The organism is Flavobacterium sp. TN-1, assembly GCF_052828645.1.
Map to the genome: position 1 here is coordinate 2,697,874 of NZ_CM128253.1, position 19,204 is coordinate 2,717,077.

General features: G+C 26.6%; 17 protein-coding genes and 1 pseudogene. 12 read left to right on the forward strand and 6 right to left on the reverse strand.

The genetic code is table 11. The annotated features are described in order from the left end of the window. Positions 1-20: 20 nt before the first annotated feature. From ACUXZJ_RS12195 to ACUXZJ_RS12230, 8 genes and pseudogenes are all read left to right on the forward strand, one after another. Positions 21-974 (forward strand): isopenicillin N synthase family dioxygenase, encoded by a 954-nt coding sequence (locus ACUXZJ_RS12195; RefSeq protein ID WP_060382225.1) that lies wholly within the window; start codon positions 21-23, stop codon positions 972-974. A gap of 78 nt (positions 975-1,052) precedes the next feature. Then, positions 1,053-1,382, forward strand: a complete 330-nt coding sequence (locus ACUXZJ_RS12200; protein ID WP_060382226.1) for a translation initiation factor — start codon at positions 1,053-1,055, stop codon at positions 1,380-1,382. Between the two features lie 39 nt (positions 1,383-1,421). Continuing rightward, a pseudogene (locus tag ACUXZJ_RS12205) lies at positions 1,422-2,289 on the forward strand (nucleoside phosphorylase). A 22-nt stretch (positions 2,290-2,311) separates the two neighbouring features. Beyond that, the gene (locus ACUXZJ_RS12210) at positions 2,312-2,836 is read left to right on the forward strand and encodes a GNAT family N-acetyltransferase (RefSeq protein WP_060383830.1); all 525 of its coding nucleotides are present in this window, start codon (positions 2,312-2,314) and stop codon (positions 2,834-2,836) included. 7 nt (positions 2,837-2,843) lie between these two features. Continuing rightward, positions 2,844-3,446, forward strand: a complete 603-nt coding sequence (locus tag ACUXZJ_RS12215) for a GNAT family N-acetyltransferase (protein ID WP_081078396.1) — start codon at positions 2,844-2,846, stop codon at positions 3,444-3,446. Further along, positions 3,439-3,978 carry a hypothetical protein gene (locus ACUXZJ_RS12220; protein WP_060383831.1) on the forward strand — a complete coding sequence of 180 codons (540 nt, stop codon included), beginning with the start codon at positions 3,439-3,441 and terminating at the stop codon, positions 3,976-3,978. Before ACUXZJ_RS12215 ends, ACUXZJ_RS12220 begins: the two co-directional genes overlap by 8 nt. A gap of 36 nt (positions 3,979-4,014) precedes the next feature. Continuing rightward, positions 4,015-4,860, forward strand: coding sequence for a substrate-binding domain-containing protein (locus tag ACUXZJ_RS12225; protein WP_063743899.1), 846 nt, complete (start codon positions 4,015-4,017; stop codon positions 4,858-4,860). A gap of 35 nt (positions 4,861-4,895) precedes the next feature. After that, the gene (locus tag ACUXZJ_RS12230; RefSeq protein ID WP_060383832.1) at positions 4,896-5,831 is read left to right on the forward strand and encodes a transglutaminase-like domain-containing protein; all 936 of its coding nucleotides are present in this window, start codon (positions 4,896-4,898) and stop codon (positions 5,829-5,831) included. A gap of 2 nt (positions 5,832-5,833) precedes the next feature. Here the strand turns inward: ACUXZJ_RS12230 and ACUXZJ_RS12235 are convergent, their stop codons facing one another. Then, the gene (locus ACUXZJ_RS12235) at positions 5,834-6,499 is read right to left on the reverse strand and encodes a uracil-DNA glycosylase (protein ID WP_060382230.1); all 666 of its coding nucleotides are present in this window, start codon (positions 6,497-6,499) and stop codon (positions 5,834-5,836) included. Positions 6,500-6,589: 90 nt separating this feature from the next. Between ACUXZJ_RS12235 and ACUXZJ_RS12240 the strand changes: the two genes are divergently transcribed. After that, positions 6,590-7,960: a hypothetical protein gene (locus ACUXZJ_RS12240; RefSeq protein WP_060382231.1), complete on the forward strand. Its 1,371-nt coding sequence runs from the start codon at positions 6,590-6,592 to the stop codon at positions 7,958-7,960. A gap of 9 nt (positions 7,961-7,969) precedes the next feature. Next, positions 7,970-9,451 carry an MBOAT family O-acyltransferase gene (locus tag ACUXZJ_RS12245; RefSeq protein ID WP_063743898.1) on the forward strand — a complete coding sequence of 494 codons (1,482 nt, stop codon included), beginning with the start codon at positions 7,970-7,972 and terminating at the stop codon, positions 9,449-9,451. Between the two features lie 499 nt (positions 9,452-9,950). Here ACUXZJ_RS12245 and ACUXZJ_RS12250 read toward each other — a convergent pair whose 3' ends face one another. Together ACUXZJ_RS12250 and fabG are read right to left on the reverse strand one after the other, a co-directional pair. Continuing rightward, positions 9,951-11,978, reverse strand: coding sequence for a hypothetical protein (locus ACUXZJ_RS12250; RefSeq protein ID WP_063743897.1), 2,028 nt, complete (start codon positions 11,976-11,978; stop codon positions 9,951-9,953). 95 nt (positions 11,979-12,073) lie between these two features. Next, positions 12,074-12,820: a 3-oxoacyl-[acyl-carrier-protein] reductase gene (gene fabG / locus ACUXZJ_RS12255; protein ID WP_060382234.1), complete on the reverse strand. Its 747-nt coding sequence runs from the start codon at positions 12,818-12,820 to the stop codon at positions 12,074-12,076. Between the two features lie 162 nt (positions 12,821-12,982). Here fabG and ACUXZJ_RS12260 point away from each other — a divergent pair, with 162 nt between their 5' ends. After that, on the forward strand, positions 12,983-14,176 hold the full coding sequence (locus tag ACUXZJ_RS12260) for a cytochrome-c peroxidase (protein WP_063743896.1): 1,194 nt from the start codon (positions 12,983-12,985) through the stop codon (positions 14,174-14,176). 45 nt (positions 14,177-14,221) lie between these two features. Here the strand turns inward: ACUXZJ_RS12260 and ACUXZJ_RS12265 are convergent, their stop codons facing one another. The 3 genes from ACUXZJ_RS12265 to ACUXZJ_RS12275 form a co-directional block, all read right to left on the reverse strand. Next, positions 14,222-15,748: an oligosaccharide flippase family protein gene (locus tag ACUXZJ_RS12265; protein ID WP_060382236.1), complete on the reverse strand. Its 1,527-nt coding sequence runs from the start codon at positions 15,746-15,748 to the stop codon at positions 14,222-14,224. 186 nt (positions 15,749-15,934) lie between these two features. Continuing rightward, complete coding sequence (locus tag ACUXZJ_RS12270; protein WP_060382237.1) at positions 15,935-17,047, reverse strand: DegT/DnrJ/EryC1/StrS family aminotransferase; 1,113 nt, start codon at positions 17,045-17,047, stop codon at positions 15,935-15,937. A 40-nt stretch (positions 17,048-17,087) separates the two neighbouring features. Further along, complete coding sequence (locus ACUXZJ_RS12275) at positions 17,088-18,026, reverse strand: hypothetical protein (protein WP_060382238.1); 939 nt, start codon at positions 18,024-18,026, stop codon at positions 17,088-17,090. A gap of 107 nt (positions 18,027-18,133) precedes the next feature. Here ACUXZJ_RS12275 and ACUXZJ_RS12280 point away from each other — a divergent pair, with 107 nt between their 5' ends. Next, positions 18,134-18,919, forward strand: a complete 786-nt coding sequence (locus tag ACUXZJ_RS12280; RefSeq protein ID WP_060382239.1) for a TrmH family RNA methyltransferase — start codon at positions 18,134-18,136, stop codon at positions 18,917-18,919. The last annotated feature ends 285 nt before the right edge of the window (positions 18,920-19,204 follow it).

Sequence of the window (19,204 nt, forward strand, 5' to 3'; positions counted from 1 at the left end):
TATTAACAAAAACTAAGACAATGCAAAAAATTCCTAGTGTTGACTTACGTGATTTCCTATCGGATGACCCGGTACGTAAACAAAAATTTGTAAATGAAATCGGAAAAGCCTACGAAGAAATTGGTTTCGTAGCATTAAAAGGTCACTTTTTAGATGACAAATTAGTAGAAAATTTGTACAGCGAAGTACGTAATTTCTTCGATTTACCATTAGAAGTAAAATCAAAGTATGAAATTCCTGGTATTGGTGGACAAAGAGGTTATGTATCTTTTGGTAAAGAACATGCTAAAGGACGTTCAGCTGGTGACTTAAAAGAATTCTGGCATTTTGGTCAGTATGTTTCAGAAGGTTCTAAATGGGCTGGAGAATACCCTGACAATGTTGTTGTAGAAGAATTACCTAATTTTAATGAAGTAGGTAAAGAAGCTTTCCAAATGTTAGAAAAAACAGGAGTTTATGTGTTAAGAGCATTGGCTTTATATGTAGGTTTAGATGAATTATACTTTGATAATTTTATTAAAGATGGTAATTCAATTTTAAGACCTATACATTATCCACCTATTACAGATGAACCTAAAGATGGTGCTGTACGTGCGGCAGCTCATGGAGATATTAACTTGATTACTCTATTAATGGGAGCTCAGGGTAAAGGCTTACAAGTTCAAAATCACGCAGGAGAATGGATTGATGCTATTGCACAAGATGATGAATTAATGATTAATGTAGGCGATATGTTATCTCGTCATACAAATAATAAATTAAAATCAACTATCCACCAAGTTGTAAATCCTCCTAGAGAATTATGGGGAACTTCACGTTTTTCAATTCCTTTCTTTATGCACCCTGTAAGTGATATGTCTTTGAACTGTTTACCAGAATGTATAGATGAAAAGAATCCTAAATTATTTGAAGATATTACAGCTGGCGAATACTTAAATGAGCGTTTAGTTGAATTAGGATTGTTAAAAAAATAATTTAATTACTAAGTATTTAAAATTGAGAGTTGAAGATTTTAATTAATTTTTAATTCTCAATTTTTGATTTTCACAAAAATGGATTTAGAAGATCAACTAAAAAAACTATTTCCAGATCATATTCCTTCTGATGAACCTATTGAAGAAGAAAAGTTACACACACTTTTTGTTCAAAAAGAACCCATGATTTGTAAATACGAAAAAAGAAAAGGAAAGCCCATTACAATTATAGCAGGCTATGAAGGTGAAGATGAAGATTTTAAACTTTTAGCTAAAGACATAAAGAATAAATTAGCTGTTGGAGGAAGTTTTAAAGATGGAGAAATCATTATTCAAGGAGATTATCGTGATAAAATCATGCTTATATTAAAAGAAAAAGGTTTCAAAGTAAAACGAGTTGGAGGTTAAATAAAACCTCGAAATTTACAATTATTAATTTTAAAATTTATGATTAAAAATTCAGAACTTATACTAAACCCTGATGGTAGCGTTTACCATCTTAATTTAAAACCATCAGATATTGCAGAAGACATTATTATAGTTGGTGATCAATATCGTGTTGAAAAAATTACAAAACATTTTGAATCAATCGAATTTTCAACACAAAAAAGAGAATTTAAAACACAAACAGGGATCTATAAAGGAAAACGAATTACAGTATTATCTACAGGTATTGGACCTGATAATATAGATATTGTAATGAACGAGTTAGATGCTCTAGTTAATATTAATCTAGAAACAAGAGAAATTAAAGAAAATTTAACTTCTTTAAATATTATTCGTATTGGAACTTCAGGTTCATTACAAGCTGACATACCTGTTGATAGTTTCGTTTTATCTAAATATGGTTTAGGTTTAGATAATATGCTTCGCTCCTATTTGATAGATCATATTACTGAAAATGAAATAGAAGATGCCTTTATCTCACAAACCAATTGGGATATGCGCAAAGGAAAACCTTATGTCATAGCTGGAAGCGAAATCTTACGAAAAACGTTTAGAAAGTGATAAAGTATTTAAAGGTTTTACAGGAACAGCAGGAGGTTTTTATGGACCACAAGGGCGTGTTCTTCGTTTAAATATTCAAGATCCTCAATTAAATAGTAAAATGGATTCTTTTCATTTTAATGGTACACGTATGACTAATCTTGAAATGGAAACCTCTGCTATTTACGGATTAGGAAAACTTTTGGGACATAACTGCTTATCTTTAAATGCTGTCATTGCAAACCGAGCAAACGGAACTTTTAGTGAAGATCCTTATAAAGCTGTAGATGCTTTAATACTTTATACACTTGATAAATTAGTTGAATAATAGCAAATCTATTATCCTAAAAATGGTACAAAAATTAGAAAGCAAAAGGTTACTCTTTAAACCATTTGAAATGAGTGATGCAGAATCATTGTTTAAAATGGATAAGAATCCTAATGTACATAAATATTTGTGGCAACAACCTGTTCAAAATATTCAAGAAGTTGAAAATACTATTAAAAAAGTTTTAGAGCAATATAACCGAAATAAAACAGGAAGATATATTACCATTCTAAAAGAAACTGGCGAATTTATTGGATGGACAGGTATTAAATTTGTAGATGATCATATAGAAAATGGTAATACCAATTTTTATGACTATGGCTACAGACTAGACGAACCTTTTTGGGGTAAAGGATATGCCTCCGAAGCTACAAAGTTTTGGCTCCAACATAGTTTTAATAATATGAAAATAAAAGAATTACATGCCTATACACATTTTGAAAATGCAGCTTCTAATCATATATTAAAGAAAAGTGAATTTAAATTTATAGAAACATATCTTACAAAAGATAACACATCATGGAACTGGTGGAAAATTATTAAATAGTTACTTAATGGATTTTATTTTAGAAACACCAAGGCTAATCATGCGACCTTTGGAAATCGAAGATTTAGAGATATTGCATAAAATAGATTCTAATCCTAATGTTCATGAATATTTATGGAATGCTCCAGCAACTGATATTAACCAAACAAAATTTGTAATTAATTCTATTTTAAGCCAATATATCAAACATAATATAGGAAGGTATGGCATTATTTTAAAAGAAACTAATGAATTTATTGGCTGGGGAGGTCTTAAATTTAATGAAAACACAGTTAATAATAATCAAAATTTTTATGATATTGGGATTTGCATTACACAAGAACATTGGAATAAAAAATTAGGTTTTGAAGTTTTTCAAGCATGGATTAAATACGCATTTAGAAATCTAAATTTACCTAAACTATACGCCTATACACAAACAAAAAATGACAGTAGTAATAGAATGGCAGAAAAGATCCAAATGCGTAAAACAAATGAATTTCTTTATGATGACCAAAATTGGAATTGGTACGAATTAGGAATACTAAAATATGATATGATTATTAATAAAGGAATAATAAAGGATATAGAAATAAATATTTTACCTATTCTAAAAAATGATTATGAATAGTCTATCAAATTGGTTTAATGAAAAAAGTATCTCTACTTGGGAAGAACTAACTACATACGTAAGAAAAATTCCATACGGAAGAAATAGTATACGTGACGATTTTTCTCTTGTATTAACAGAAAACAGAGGAACTTGTAGTTCAAAACACGCATTACTCAAATCTCTAGCTTCAAAATTTAATCAGGAAAACGTAGATCTTGTTTTAAGTATTTTTAAAATGAATGCTAAAAATACTCCCCTTCTAAATGAAATTTTAAAAAAACATTCTATAGACTACATCCCTGAAGCGCATTGTTATTTAAAAGTAAACGGTGTATATCAGGACTATACAAGTGAAGATACTTTTTATTCTAAAATAAAAGAAGACATTATTAATAAAATTATAATTGAACCCAAACAAGTTATTCAATATAAAATAGAATATCATCAAACATTTTTAAAAAACTGGATTCTTGAAACTAAACAAGATAAAACTTTTGAAGAAATTTGGAATATTCGTGAAAAATGTATAACTAAATTATCTCAAAACTAAATAATATTTTAAAAAATTATTTTCCCTAATTTAAATATGAAAACAGTAAGAATTGTTGGAGTTCCAGAACATTTTAATCTACCATGGCAATTATGTATAGAAAACGGAGAATACGATCAGGTAGGAATAGACTTACAATGGACTGATATTCCAGAAGGAACAGGAAAAATGTGTCAAATGTTACGCAACAATGAAACAGATATTGCAGTTATTCTTACTGAGGGAATAATAAAAGATATTGCATCAGGCAATGATAGTTCAATAATACAACTATACGTTCAATCTCCTTTAATTTGGGGAGTACATGTTAACGCTAGTTCTAAATACCATTATTTATCTGATTTAGAGAACACTAAAAGCGCAATCTCAAGAATAGGTTCAGGTTCTCATTTAATGAGTTTTGTAAATGCCAAACAACAAAATTGGAATTTAAATAAATTAAATTTTGAAATTGTTAATACAATTGAAGGAGCTGTAGAATCCTTACAAAGTGGAAATGCAGATTATTTTTTATGGGAACGTTTCATGACACAACCACTTGTAGATCAAGGTATTTTTAGAAGAATAAGCGAATGCCCTACTCCATGGCCTTCTTTTGTAATTGCCGTTCGAAATGAATTTTTAAAAAATAATCCAACTACATTAGAATTAATATTAGAAATTATTAATAATACAACCATTGAATTTAAAGAAATTCCAAGTATAGACAGAACACTAGCTGCACGTTACAATCAAAAAGTAGATGATATACAACAATGGCTTAAGAAAACAAGATGGTCACAAAAAAAAATGGATCAAAAAACATTTGACAAAATTCAAAACCAATTATTAGAATTTAATTTAATAGAAAATACACTATCTTTTGAAATGATCGTAAAATAATAATCTTTTTACGTGATATAAAAATGACTACAAATATGCTTAAAAACCTTTATTATAAATATAAAGATAAGCTTTCTTTACCTAAGCCTTGGGATTATGTAGTCATTTTTATTTTATGCTTATTATTAACTCTCCCTACTTTCATAATTGCTCATCATAATTTAAAAGAAATTGATTGCGAGATTCCTTTTGATCGTATAATCCTATTTATTCTTATTTCATTAAGTTATTATTTTCTATTAAAAAAAATAAAAAAGATAATTTTAATTTTTATTCTTATCTATACTTTGATTTTATTATACGGTACTTTTTTTGGAAATTATGGGTTTTATAAATTATATGATGATTATAGATCCATGATGTATACAATGGATGAAAATCCTTATCCACAAGATATTATTATTAATAAATTACTTCCTTTTCCTAATAAATATAAGGTTTTAAAAGCAATTGATTTTAATAATCCTAAAGTACGGAATTTTGCTGTTTGGTCTACTACTCAAAACTTTAAAAACGTATCACATTTAAAAAAATTTTTCGAATATAGAACTACCATACAATGTTTTGCTGTTTTTAAAGAAATTAAAAAAAGATGGAATTATGTAAATGATCCACAAGGTAATAATTACATAGCCAGTGCTTCTGAATCAATAGAGCATTTTTCAGGTGATTGTGATGATCACGCTATATTAATGGCTGCAGGTATTAAAGCCGTTGGTGGTATTCCCCGTTTGATACACACCGATGCTCACATTTACCCAGAAATGTTTATTGGTACCAAAAGAGATCTTGAAAAGATAAACTATTTAATACACGAAGTCTTATTTCCTCAAGAAAGTAAAAACAAAGCCTTACATTATCATATAGATGAACGAGGGTATATTTGGCTTAATCTTGATTATACAGCTAATTATCCTGGTGGAAAATTTATGAGCGAAGCTATTTTAGGCCAATTAACACTAAATGACTAAAGTCACCATTTTATTTCCTCTTTTTTAATAGATTTCAAATAGTCATTTGTTTTACTAAAATGCTTGTTATTAAACCATAATCCACGATTAGCACTTAATGGCGAAGGATGTCCTGCTTCTAAAACATAATGTTTGTTTCGGTCTATTTTTGCTCCCTTTTTTTTGGCAAATCCTCCCCAAAGTAAAAAAACAACATTTTCCTTTTTATCAGAAATTTGCTCAATAACGGCATCTGTAAATGTTTCCCATCCTTTATTTTGATGGCTACCAGCAGTATTTTCTCTAACTGTTAAAGTTGCATTTAAAAGCAATACTCCTTGTTCAGCCCAACGTTCTAAATTTCCAGAAATAGGAATTGGAATATTCAAATCTGTTTGAATTTCCTTAAAAATATTAATTAATGAAGGTGGAAATGAAATACCTTCATTAACAGAAAAACATAATCCATTAGCTTGTCCTAAACCATGGTAAGGATCCTGCCCTATTATAACTACTTTTACATTATCAAAGGGACAATGATCAAATGCAGAAAAAATAAGACTTCCTTTGGGAAAACAACGCCCTATTTGATATTCATTTTTTACAAAATCAATTAGATTTTTGAAATATTCTTTATCAAATTCTTCTGTTAAGATTTGACTCCAAGAATTATGAATTTTTACTTCCATTTTTTTTCTTACAAAAATATTAAAACTTATAAACTTATGATAACTTTTCCATACTTTTGCCCGGTTTTATAGCATATCAAATAACACTAAATGAACAGCAATAATAAAGTATTTGTATTTGTTTTATCGGTCACATCCGTATATTTTGGACTTTCATTTTTTGAAAAAAATATAATTAAATATTATCCTAGTTTCAAAAATGTAAGTTTATTTACTGACATAGAAAGCGATAAGGTAATAAAAATAAATAAAAAAAAGATAAAAAACGACCTTTTAATTAGTAAAACTAAAAAAGAAGATAGTACGTTTATAAATTTTGAGAATTACAACACAACTAACATTACTGATTTTGATAATGATACTAATAATTTTGTATTCCAAAATTTATCTAAGAAACTAGTTGAATTATATCAAAATAAAAAAACAAAAATTAGAATTGCTTGGTTTGGTGATAGTCAAATAGAAGGAGATTTAATGACTCAGGATCTTAGAGAAATGCTTCAAAGTTATTTTAATAAGAAAAAAGGTGTTGGTTTTGTACCTATAAATTCTATTTCTGCTGATTTTAGACAAACTGCTTCTTCAAAAACAGCGGGCATTTTTGAAACATTCAATTTCAAACAAAATCCTAAAAAAAATGTTTTTTTATCTGGATATTCCTTCCTTAGTTCCGATCTAGATATTACTTTACAAAATAATATAAAAAAGGATAGTGCACAAATTCTTGAAAAATGGTTATTATTTGGCAAAGGAAATGATATTTCTATAACTCAAAATGGAATTCAAACAAATTATAAAGCAGATAAAAATTTTAATAAAATCTTATTAGATAAATCTGTATCTAATAATATACACTTCAATGCTAAATTTTCTAATACTCCCATTTATGGTGTAAGTTTTGAACCTGAGAGCGGAATTGTATTAGATAATTTTTCTTTTAGAGGAATTACAGGAGTTGAGTTAGATAAAATTAGCATAGAATTACTACAAAATCTAAATCAAGAAAATTATTATGATTTAATTGTTTTTCAATATGGAGTAAATTTAATGTTTAGAGCTAATGATTTAAATTATGATTACTACTATCAAAAAATGACACCTATAATTAAAAAGTTTAAAAAAGAAATGCCTAAGACTGATTTTTTAATTTTTAGTTGTTCCGATAGAGCTTTTAAATATAATAATGAATGGAAAACAGCAATAGGAATTGATAGCTTAATAAAAATACAAGCTAGATTGTCTTATGATAATAAAATTCCTTTTTATAATCTTTTTAATTCAATGGGAGGAAAAGGAACTATGAAAAAATGGGTAGACACTATTCCTACTATGGCAAGTAAAGATTATATTCATTTTAATAATAGAGGATCAAAAGTCGTTGCCAAAACCATCTTTAAATCAATTCAAAAAGAATTTGAAAAAATAAAAACTAAATCTAAAAAACAAAATAATAAAAACTAATTTTAAAAAATGCTAACCCTTGATATTAATAAAATAATAGATCAACTATTTTATGATCCTAAAAACCCATTGCTTTTTAATAGTGGCTTCTTTGTTTACTTTTTTTTAATTTTTATTATTTGTTACTATATTTTAAGAAAAAATTATCTTGGGAGAGCTTATATTTTAAGTATTTTTTCACTTTATTTTTTCTATAAAGCAAGTGGTAATTTTGTTTTTTTAGTAATAGGATCAGCTGTTGTTGATTATTTACTATCTATAGCCATATACAAAGCGAGAAGTAATGCAGGACTCAAGAAATTTTTGTTAATTTTTTGTATTATTTTTAATTTAGGACTTCTTTTTTACTTTAAATATACGAATTTCTTTATAGAAATAATAAATAATTTAAATATAACGAAATTAGACCCCGTACACATTTTATTACCTATTGGAATTTCTTTTTATACCTTCGAAAATATTAGTTATGCAGTAGATGTTTACAAAGGTGAGATAAAACCAGAAGAGAATATTGCTAATTATATTTTATTCTTATCTTTTTTTCCAAAATTGGTTATGGGACCTATTGTAAGAGCTAAAGACTTTATTCCTCAACTAAAAAAGGATTATTATGTAAGTTCTGAAGATTTTTCTAAAGGGTTTTATTTAATAATAAGTGGATTAATTAAAAAGTTAATTATCTCTGATTATATAACTCTAAATTTAGTAAACTATATTTTTGATGGTCCTCATTTACACAATGGTTTTGAATGTCTTATAGCTCTTTATGGATATGCTATTGTAATTTATTGTGATTTTAGCGGATATAGCGATGTAGCAATTGGAATTTCTAAATGGTTAGGAATCACTATTCCTCCTAATTTTGAATCGCCATATCAAAGTACTTCTCTTACTGAATTTTGGAGAAAATGGCACATTTCATTATCATCTTGGCTACGTGATTATTTGTATATTGCTATGGGAGGAAATAAAAAAGGTAAATTAAGAACTAATATTAATTTATTTTTAACTATGCTTATAGGTGGATTTTGGCATGGAGCAAGTTGGAATTTTATCATTTGGGGTTCTTTACATGGTTTCGGGTTAATTTTTAATAAATATTGGACTAATATTACTTCTAAAATTAATATTCTTCCTAAATTTATTTCAAAAATTCTTTTTGGTCTTATAACATTTCATTTTGTATGTTTTTGTTGGATATTTTTCAAAGCAGAAAATTTAGAGACTTCCTTAACTTTTATAAACCAAATAATAAATCAGTTTAGTCTTGAAGGAGCTGAAGAATTTATAAGAAACTATGAACAACCCTTAATCATGATTATTGTAGGTTATTTAATACATTTAATACCTAATAATTGGAGTGAAAAATATATAAAAGTACAAACTAAACTCCCTTTGGTTTTTAATGTTATTGTTATGATTTTATTTATCTTTTTATATTCCTATTTTAAAAGTTCAGAATCTGTAATGCCTATTTATTTACAGTTTTAATAAATTTTTATTGTTTTTTGAACTAAACCTGTTTTTAATTTTTAGAAAATGGGTTTAGTTTAATAATATAGTTATTATTCAGAATATATTCGATAGTACTCAAAAATAGAGAATAGAGGAAAATGTTTTAAAATCTAACAAAAAAAGTTTATTACTCTTTTTCTAAACTGACTTTTAAATGCTTTTTTGCATTTAAAAAATATTTTATAATAACTTAGGCACATAAAATACCCCCCAATTCTTTCTTTGATTATCAATCTATTTATAGCCAATAATTTTATTTCTTATTAGAAAAAAATTGAAGAATTAATAAAAATTAGTATTGGTTCTCGATATGCTTCGCGGTCGAACTAAAGATGATTTAAATTATATACTCAACCGTTTGTTAGAGTTGTTTTAAAATGAAAAAAAAATATCGAGAATTTTACTTTTTAATCCAGTATATTTTTAAGTTTAAATGGTATTATTTGAAAAGATAATATTATTCTTTCAAAAGTATTTATAACAAACCATTGTATTTTCTTATAACCCATTCAGTACTTAATAATATTATTAATAAGATCAATCCATAAATCCAATCTATCAGAGGAGATTTTTTTATGACTTCTTTTTGAGTAGGTTTATATTTTTCTAAACTTTCCAGATGAAGCATCAGTTCTTCTATTTGTTTTGGAAAATATACCTTTCCTTGAGTATTTTCTGCTAATTGTTTTAATCGTGCTAGATCTGCATTTATAAATTGTTTTTCCGCATCAAAATACAAAATATGAAACTTGCCAGAATATTGTGTTCCTGACTGTTTTTCTTTTACTTGAAAAATATAATTACCTGCCTCTAAATTATCAAAAGCTACAGAAAAATCATTATTCCCTTTTACAAAATCATAGAGCTTTAGTTGTTTTGTATTATTATTTTTTAGTTGAATCGTAAGTTGTGCATTTTGGTCAAATTCATAATTTTTATTAAAATATTGAGCTGATATTATGACTGTTTCTCCTGAATTATAAAAATTTTCATGATTAACTACTAGATTTTTCTTTTGGGTATTTGAAGCTACATATTGTGTCATTTTATCGAAGAAAAGATCAAATTTTTCAAAAGTCTTTTCTCTTAAATAGCTTTCTAATCGCCATTTCCAAATATTTTCTCCAAATAAAAATGCGTTTCTGGTTATACCATTTTCTGTAAAGGCTAATAAAGGATTTTCTGTAATTACTGTACGGATACGGGCTGTAAGTAAATTATTTGCATTAGATTTTGGAATGATTGTTCCAAATGGGTTTTCTAAAGGAGGAAATTGCTCAAAACCAAAATCATCAATAGAAAAAGAATTAAAATTGGGATTAAACTTAGCAGAGTAATCTTCTTTTTGAAGTGATGTTTTAAATTCAAATTGATTGTAATATTGTGATAATAAATTAAAGTCTGTATGAAGTCCTGTAATTACAAAAGTATTGATCTTACGATTTTTATTTTGTTCTAAAATAGATTTAAATTCTGAATTTGGTTGATATAAAAATAAAATATTAAAATCATTCAAATTTTTAATTTCTTTTGGCTTAATCAAAGTTACTTTACGTTGCGCATTTGATTCTATGGCTCTTTTTATAGCTCCCATATCAGGATGAACAATAGATGACACTAATGCAACTTCTGTACGTTGATCTATTACTTCTACAGCAAAGTTTTTAATATTATTAAACTTATTTTTTTCTTTTTCTTTAGAGGTAATAATTGCTTTATAAGTATGAACTCCTACTTTATCGGCATTTAATAGAATAGATAAATTTTTTGATTTTTTGTTAGCTGAAAAAGAAACATTTTGCGTATAGACTGTTTTATTGGCTTTTTGTATACTTAAATTAGCTGTAACAGACTTATTTCCTGTATAATTTAAAAATATTTCTACTGGAAATTTATTTTTATAAAAAGCATATTTATTTGCATTTAATTGATTTACTCTTAAGTCTAGATGCTGAATTGTATCGCCTAAAACAACAGGAAAAACATGAGTATTTTGTTGGATATTAAAAACATAATCATTTCCTTGTGTTTGGTTTCCATCGGTGAGTAAAACTATAGGATGTTCTTCTGTTCTATATAATTGTTTTAAGCTTTCAAATACTTTATAAATATTTGATTTTTTTTCTTTAAAAGTAAGTGGTTTATCTGTATTTAATTCTTCATCAAAGGAAAATAATTGAATTTGATATTTTTCTTTGAGTTTTGGATTTTCAGCAATTTTTTGAGATATTTCCTTTGCTATTTCATTTTGTTTTAGAAATGTTATTGATTCTGAATTGTCAATAACTACAGGTAGTATCGTTTTTATAGTTTCATAATTACTTTTAGTAATAATTGGATTTATTAATAATAATAAAACTAAAAATAACGAGGAAAAACGTAAAGCTGTCAAAAATAAGTATAAAGGTGATTTATTTTTGGCTTTATATAAATATTGATAAAAAGCAATTCCAGCAGAAACTATTATTGCTAAAAGTAAAAGTAAAATTGTATTTATCGACATTTTTCAAATAATTAATTAAAGAGCAAAGAGTAAATTCATGAAAACCTAATCATTACTATTACTCTTTACTGGTATGTTAATTTTGTGATTATAAATTAGGTAAGCATTCCTCCATCTACGTTTAACACTTGTCCTGTAACATAGGCACTCAAATCAGATGCTAAAAAGACACAAGCATTAGCAATGTCTTCTGGTTTACCACCACGTTTTAAAGGAATTGTATCTCTCCAGCCTTGTACAACATCTTCGTTTAATTTAGCCGTCATTTCTGTTTCAATAAAACCAGGAGCTATTGCATTACAACGAATATTTCGAGATCCTAATTCTAATGCTATAGATTTAGTAAATCCAATCATTCCTGCTTTAGATGCAGCATAATTTGCCTGACCTGCATTTCCTTTTACTCCTACTACACTACTCATGTTAATGATAGATCCCGCACGGTTTTTTAACATCGTTTTTTGAACCGCTTTGGTCATATTAAATACAGACTTTAAATTAATATCTATTACCGCATCAAAATCTTCCTCTGACATTCTCATTAATAGGTTATCTTTAGTTACTCCTGCATTATTAATAAGAATATCTATTGTTCCAAATTCAGCTAAAACATCATCAATTAGTTTTTGTGCTTCAGTAAAATTGGCTGCATTTGATTTATATCCTTTTGCTTTAACTCCTAAAGTTATTAACTCATTTTCTAACGCTAAAGCACTTTCAGCTGATGAGCTATAAGTAAAAGCTACATTCGCTCCATTTTTTGCAAATACTTCTGCTATTCCTTTACCAATACCACGACTGGCACCTGTAATAATAGCTACTTTTCCTTCTAATAATTTCATTTTATTTCTTTAATATATATGATAATTTATTTGGTCGAACAAATATAAAAATACTTTAATATTATTCTATAACATTTTAGATTTAAAATTAAACCTTTTTCTTTTTATCTAGTCTTATAGAAAAGACTCTTTTAAAAGCTATTTATTTAATAATCAGAACTTATGAAAAAACAAAACTGTTTATATGTATTATTAATTTTAAGTGTAGCTTGTCAATCTAATGATGATTCCTATACTCAAGTTCCTGAAACTAACGAAAATTATCCTAACATTACAAGTACTTTTGCTAATACAATAGATTTAAAAAATCTCTATAATTATGCTAATCAAATAGTTCCTAGTTATATAACTAAATTTAATACTGGTACAAATCTTATAACAAATAAAGGGGCTACTCTTGGAAGGGTTTTATTTTATGATAAAAATCTTTCTTCTAATAATACCATTTCGTGTGCTAATTGTCATCAGCAAGCTAACGCATTTAGTGATACTGAATTAGCTAGTAAGGGAGTAAATGGAACAACCGATAGACATTCTATGCGATTAATAAACAATAGGTTTACTAATGAAACTCGTTTTTTTTGGGACAAACGTGCTTCTAGTCTGGAATTTCAAGTTACTCAACCTATTAAAAATCATACGGAAATGGGATTTAGTGGTACAAATGGAGATTCAAATTTTAATGATTTAATAATGAAATTAAGCACAATTCCTTATTACCCAGAACTTTTTAAGTTTGTGTATGGTTCAGAAGAAATTACAGAAGAAAAAATTCAACTTACTTTAGCTCAATTTGTAAAAAGTATTCAATCTTTTGATTCTAAATACGATATAGGAAGAGCACTTGTGTCAAATGATAATCAATCTTTTCCTAATTTTAATATTGAAGAAAATACAGGAAAAAATTTATTTCTTACTTCTCCTATATTTGATGCTTTAGGGAACAGAATAAGTGGAGGATTAGGTTGTGCAACCTGTCACACTGCTCCAGAATTTGATCTAAATCCTAATAGCAAAAATAATGGTATAGGAGGTTCTATTAAAGGTGGGGCTGATTTTAGTGTTACAAGAGCTCCAAGTTTGAGAGATTTAGTTAAAACAAACGGAATTACAAATGGTCCTATGATGCATACTGGAGTTATTAAAACATTACAAGCTGCTATTGGTCACTATGGAAATCTAACAAATGCAGCTACTAACAATCCTAATCTTGATAATCGCTTAAAACCAAATGGTTTTGGACAACAACTCCACCTCAATGCTAATGAGGTGAGTGCTGTTATTGCTTTTCTAAAAACATTATCTGGTACTAACGTATATACGGATCCTAAATGGTCTACTCCTTTTAAATCGTAAAAAATATTTATAATAAAATATCTTTGAATGTTCTTACTTTTTAAGTTAGCTATCTTTCTTATTAAAATATAGAGTAATTTTATTTTGAATTTCACTTAATACTGGTATCGTTCCTAATGTATTCTTTTTTAACTGATCAAAAGAATATTTTAAACTAAATAAAAAGATTAAAAATGATATAGTATAACTCAAAACATTTACTTCTCTGTAAATAAATATAAAAAAAACAACACTTAATAAAAAGAACATAACCATACTATTTTTAAAAATTTGTTTTTCAAACTGGAATGAATAACGTCTTTTTGTTATAAAATAAATTAAAATATTATATTGAAAGAAATGAATTAAATAAGCTATTCCTAATCCATTGATACCGTAATAAATATAAAAATATACATATAAAATCAGTTTAATTAAATTTCCGTATACGCCTTCAAAAAAAAGATAGAAAAATTTATCACTTTTTGCAAAAGAAATATAGCCCATACAATAAGAAACTAATTGAAAAAAAGTAGCCAAAGAAATCAATCTAATTAACAAAACAGAACTTAAAAATTCTTTAGACAAAAATAATTGAACTAAAAAAGGTGCCGTAATAATTAATATGATTAATAATGGCGAAACCAATAAAACAACCAGATCTGTTTGTTCATTAACTAATTGTTTTACTTTAAGGTTATCGTTAGAAACCCTAGACAACCTAGGAAAAAAATCAGTTGCTAATGCCATTAATAAAAAACCTATATATTGAGTTGTTAATGAAATGGCTGCTGAATACAATCCTAAATCATTTAATCCGCCTTTTCCTTCTATAAAAGTATTAACTAATTGATTGGTAATTAATCCTAAAAGAGAGGTTAAAATTAAGACCAAACCCAGTTGCATTATTCTTTTAAGATATAAAATTAAAGTAAAATTTAGCTGAAAACATACTTTAATTTTACTCTTTACAAAATAAAATGATGAAACCATGAAACTAATAAAAGCCGAGCTTAAAATTGAAAAAACGATAGCTTCTTCTTTATATTTATAAAAAAATAAAGTGGATAATACAAAACTAATAATTGCTGTGTATATACTTGAAGTAACTATACTTTGTATCATTTGTAAGGATTTAAAGATAGTTTGTATACCTTTTCCTAAAATTGTAAAAAATAAAAATAAAGATAAAAAGATAAAATCTTGATAGTGGTTATATGATTTAAATGTAAATAAACTCAATTGTTTAGCAAAAATAACCGTTAAAAACGTGCCAAAAAGAGCTGAAAATAAAAACAATAAGACTGCAACATTAATATTTTTTTCTAATTCTTTTTTGTCATTACGTTCTAAAGTATTTGATAATTCTCTTACTACACTTAATTCTAAACCAAATAAACTAAAAGTAGATATAATATTTAGAGTAGAATTAAAAAGATTATTTAAAGCAATACCTGAAGGACCTAAAAAAACAGCCATTATCTTCCCTCTAAATATTGCTATTATAACGTTTATAACCTGAATTAATCCAAAACTTAATGTATTACTTAAGGTTTTTTTATAACTGTTTGTATTTGGAGTTTCATTTTGCATGTTCTTTCTAATAAAGCTATTTCTTTGTGTTCTAAAAAACTATTCTTATTCCAGATTATGCCTTTGTCTTTCTTATAAAATGTAAAGATTTTTTATATAGATATTATTTTACTACATTAAAAAGAAAAAAATTTAAAATCTAATATATTTCTATTACATAATCCAAATTCAATATAAATGACAATTTTAAAAAAGATTTATTTTATTTATTATATAATCTACCTCTTCTTTAGTCATTACAGGACTTATTGGCAAACTTAGTATCTCATTATGAATTTGTTCTGTAATTGGAAAACTCAAATGATTCCATTCTTTCATTGCTTCTTGTTTATGAGGTGGAATAGGATAATGAATAAGTGTTTGAATACCATTAACTTCTAAATATTTTTGCAATTCATCTCTTTGTTTACATCTAACAACAAAAACATGAAATACGTGTTCTTCTAAAATTTTAATTTTAGGTAAAATAATTCGAGGATTTTGAATCTTTTTCAAATAATTATCTGCTATCTTTCTTCTTTTTTTATTATCTTCATTTAATGCTGGAAGTTTAATATTTAGAAAAGCCGCTTGTAGTTCATCTAACCTTGAATTAAAACCTTTTAACTCATTATAGTATTTAATTAAAGATCCATAATTCCGTAATTTTTTAACAAGATCCACAAATATTTTGTCATTTGTTACAACAGCCCCTCCGTCTCCCAAAGCACCTAAATTTTTACCTGGATAAAAACTAAATGTACGAGTGTGATTTCCTATAAAAACAAGTCCATGAGCTTGAGCACAATCTTCTATAATTAACAAATTATGTCTATATCCTATTTCAATTATAGCGTTCATATCCGCTAACTGACCATATAAATGTACCACCAAAATACCTTTTGTTCTAACATTTATATTTTCCTCTATTTTAGAAGGGTCTATAATATATGTATCTAAATCAGGTTCTACTAACACAGGTATAAGTCCTGCTTGTATAATACCTAAAATAGAAGCTATATAAGTATTTGCTGGCACTATTATTTCATCTCCCTTTTTTAAATCTCCTTTTTCTAAATACGCTAAAAAACTAAGTGTTATAGCATCTAATCCGTTACCTACTCCAACACAATAATTAGATCCACAATAATCTGCAAATTGTTTTTCAAATAGAGCTACTTCTTTTCCTAAAATATACCATCCTGATTTTAATATTTCTTGTAATTTATTTTGAAAAAATATTTCATAAGGTTCATTTATATTTTTTAAATTTAAGAAAGAGATATTCATAAAATCAGTATTTCCTTTTTTATCAGTCATAGAGCTTTAAATTCTATTTTTACTTATAATTTATATAATTTTATATTTCAATTTTGTACGTATCAAAATTGTAAATAGAACAACCTAACTCTAATTTTTGTTTTAATAAACCTATATTATACCCCAATGAACTATCATTAGTTACAGTACCCATATCAAAAAAATTAAATGAATCTTGGTACTTTTTTATTAGTTGAATAAATAAAAAATCAAGTGCTCTATATTTTTCTCCTAATATGGTTGTAGCACCATATTGTGATTTAATTCCTTTTTCTGAGATAAAGAGCGTAACTCCAGCTATAATTTCATTTTGAAAATAAACGGAATATTGTATGATATTAGAGGGAAATAAATCACGTAATTTTTGAATTTCTAATAATGAATGCACAGGCTTAGTTTTATAACGTTCTAGTAATCGAGGCTCTAAAACTTGTGTCCAAAAAGCTTTCAAACAAGTTTCTTCTCGTACTTCTAAACCTAATTTAATAATTTTGTTAAAATGCTTAATTTTACTTTTTGAAATAGTAACGAATCCTCTATAATCTATAATTAAGTTCATTTCACGTTTAAGTATAAAGCAATTATAACGATTAAACAACACAGCATCAACCCCTTGATTACCTGAAATATAAATACCCGGAATAGACTTCAATAAAACATCCTTGATTTTATTTTCTTTTAAAAAAATAAAAACATCTTCAATAATCATTTCTATTTTATCTATCGTAAGTTTTGATAAAAAGTAAAAACCAGCATAAGTCAGCCCTTGATGTGAATATAACGTTGCTCCTACTCTATTAGCAGGAAAAATAGCAACCAATAAATTATTATCAAAAACCATTAATGAAAAATCTTCAAAACGCTCCTTATGATATTCCATATAATCACGATGAAATAGAAAAGTAGCACTTTTAGACTCTTTAACAAACTGATTCCAAATAGTATAGTAATTTGAGTTATATTGTATTATTGTAAACAAACTTCAATGGTAAATATTAAAGTCGAAAAATACACATTTTAATATGGCAATACAAATTTTAACATCTCAGTTTTTTTAGATAATTTTGACCACTTATTCAAAATACAATGAAACAAATTAGCTCCATTCAAAATCCTTATATTAAATCATTAAATTTATTGCAAGAAAAGGCTAAAGAAAGAAAAAAAACAGGCACTTTTTTAATTGAAGGAATTAGAGAAATAGAATTAGCTAAAAAAGGTGGTTATCAAATAGATAGTATTTTAATTTGTACTGAAATACTTCCTGTATTTAACCCTGCTGAATTTGAATGTAGTCAAGTCATTGAAATTTCAAAAGAAGTATATCACAAATTAGCTTATCGTGATACTACCGAAGGTATTTTAGCTGTTGCAAAAATGAAATCTTTTGAATTAACCAGCTTAAAACTACCTCAAAACCCCTTAATACTAGTTGCAGAAGCTCCTGAAAAACCAGGTAATATAGGAGCCTTACTTCGCACAGCAGACGCTGCCAATTTAGATGCTGTAATTATTGCAAATCCAAAGAATGATCTTTACAACCCAAATATTGTTAGATCAAGTGTAGGATGTTTATTTACTAATCAAATTGCTACAGGCACAACAGATGAAATTATAGATTTCTTAAAAACTAACAACATTCCTTTTTACGCAGCTACGCTCCAAAATTCAACAAATTATCACACACAAGATTACACAAAACCCACGGCACTTGTAGTTGGAACAGAAGCTACAGGATTAAGCGAAGCATGGCGAACTGAAGCAACTCAAAATATCATAATTCCTATGCAAGGTGCTATAGACAGTATGAATGTTTCTGTTGCTGCTGCTATCTTAATTTTTGAAGCAAAAAGACAACGGAATTTTAAATAATTATTAAAATTCTAAATCCCTTTCCAAAAAAACTAACAAAATACATTTATCTATAAGAAAAAATTAGGTTTAAATTGTTTTTATTATTAAAACATATCTCTTGTTTTCATTTCTTTTAAAAATCAAGATATTATACGTTTAAATTATCTTTAAAAAATACTCCATTAACAAACAGATAGTTACAGAAAAAAACGTATTCATCTCTAAAAAATAAAACCTTATATTTTTATTACGAATACAAGTCTAATGTAAAAATACTGTTAAAGAATTAATTCTTTTAAGATA

Coding starts and splice junctions, on each gene's coding strand:
- fabG (WP_060382234.1), bottom strand. CDS start 12,820: ATGAAATTATTAGAAGGAAAAGTAGCTATTATTACAGGTGCCAGTCGT.
- ACUXZJ_RS12245 (WP_063743898.1), top strand. CDS start 7,970: ATGCTAACCCTTGATATTAATAAAATAATAGATCAACTATTTTATGAT.
- ACUXZJ_RS12230 (WP_060383832.1), top strand. CDS start 4,896: ATGCTTAAAAACCTTTATTATAAATATAAAGATAAGCTTTCTTTACCT.
- ACUXZJ_RS12200 (WP_060382226.1), top strand. CDS start 1,053: ATGGATTTAGAAGATCAACTAAAAAAACTATTTCCAGATCATATTCCT.
- ACUXZJ_RS12220 (WP_060383831.1), top strand. CDS start 3,439: ATGAATAGTCTATCAAATTGGTTTAATGAAAAAAGTATCTCTACTTGG.
- ACUXZJ_RS12215 (WP_081078396.1), top strand. CDS start 2,844: ATGGATTTTATTTTAGAAACACCAAGGCTAATCATGCGACCTTTGGAA.
- ACUXZJ_RS12235 (WP_060382230.1), bottom strand. CDS start 6,499: ATGGAAGTAAAAATTCATAATTCTTGGAGTCAAATCTTAACAGAAGAA.
- ACUXZJ_RS12260 (WP_063743896.1), top strand. CDS start 12,983: ATGAAAAAACAAAACTGTTTATATGTATTATTAATTTTAAGTGTAGCT.
- ACUXZJ_RS12195 (WP_060382225.1), top strand. CDS start 21: ATGCAAAAAATTCCTAGTGTTGACTTACGTGATTTCCTATCGGATGAC.
- ACUXZJ_RS12270 (WP_060382237.1), bottom strand. CDS start 17,047: ATGACTGATAAAAAAGGAAATACTGATTTTATGAATATCTCTTTCTTA.
- ACUXZJ_RS12210 (WP_060383830.1), top strand. CDS start 2,312: ATGGTACAAAAATTAGAAAGCAAAAGGTTACTCTTTAAACCATTTGAA.
- ACUXZJ_RS12240 (WP_060382231.1), top strand. CDS start 6,590: ATGAACAGCAATAATAAAGTATTTGTATTTGTTTTATCGGTCACATCC.
- ACUXZJ_RS12265 (WP_060382236.1), bottom strand. CDS start 15,748: ATGCAAAATGAAACTCCAAATACAAACAGTTATAAAAAAACCTTAAGT.
- ACUXZJ_RS12280 (WP_060382239.1), top strand. CDS start 18,134: ATGAAACAAATTAGCTCCATTCAAAATCCTTATATTAAATCATTAAAT.
- ACUXZJ_RS12250 (WP_063743897.1), bottom strand. CDS start 11,978: ATGTCGATAAATACAATTTTACTTTTACTTTTAGCAATAATAGTTTCT.
- ACUXZJ_RS12225 (WP_063743899.1), top strand. CDS start 4,015: ATGAAAACAGTAAGAATTGTTGGAGTTCCAGAACATTTTAATCTACCA.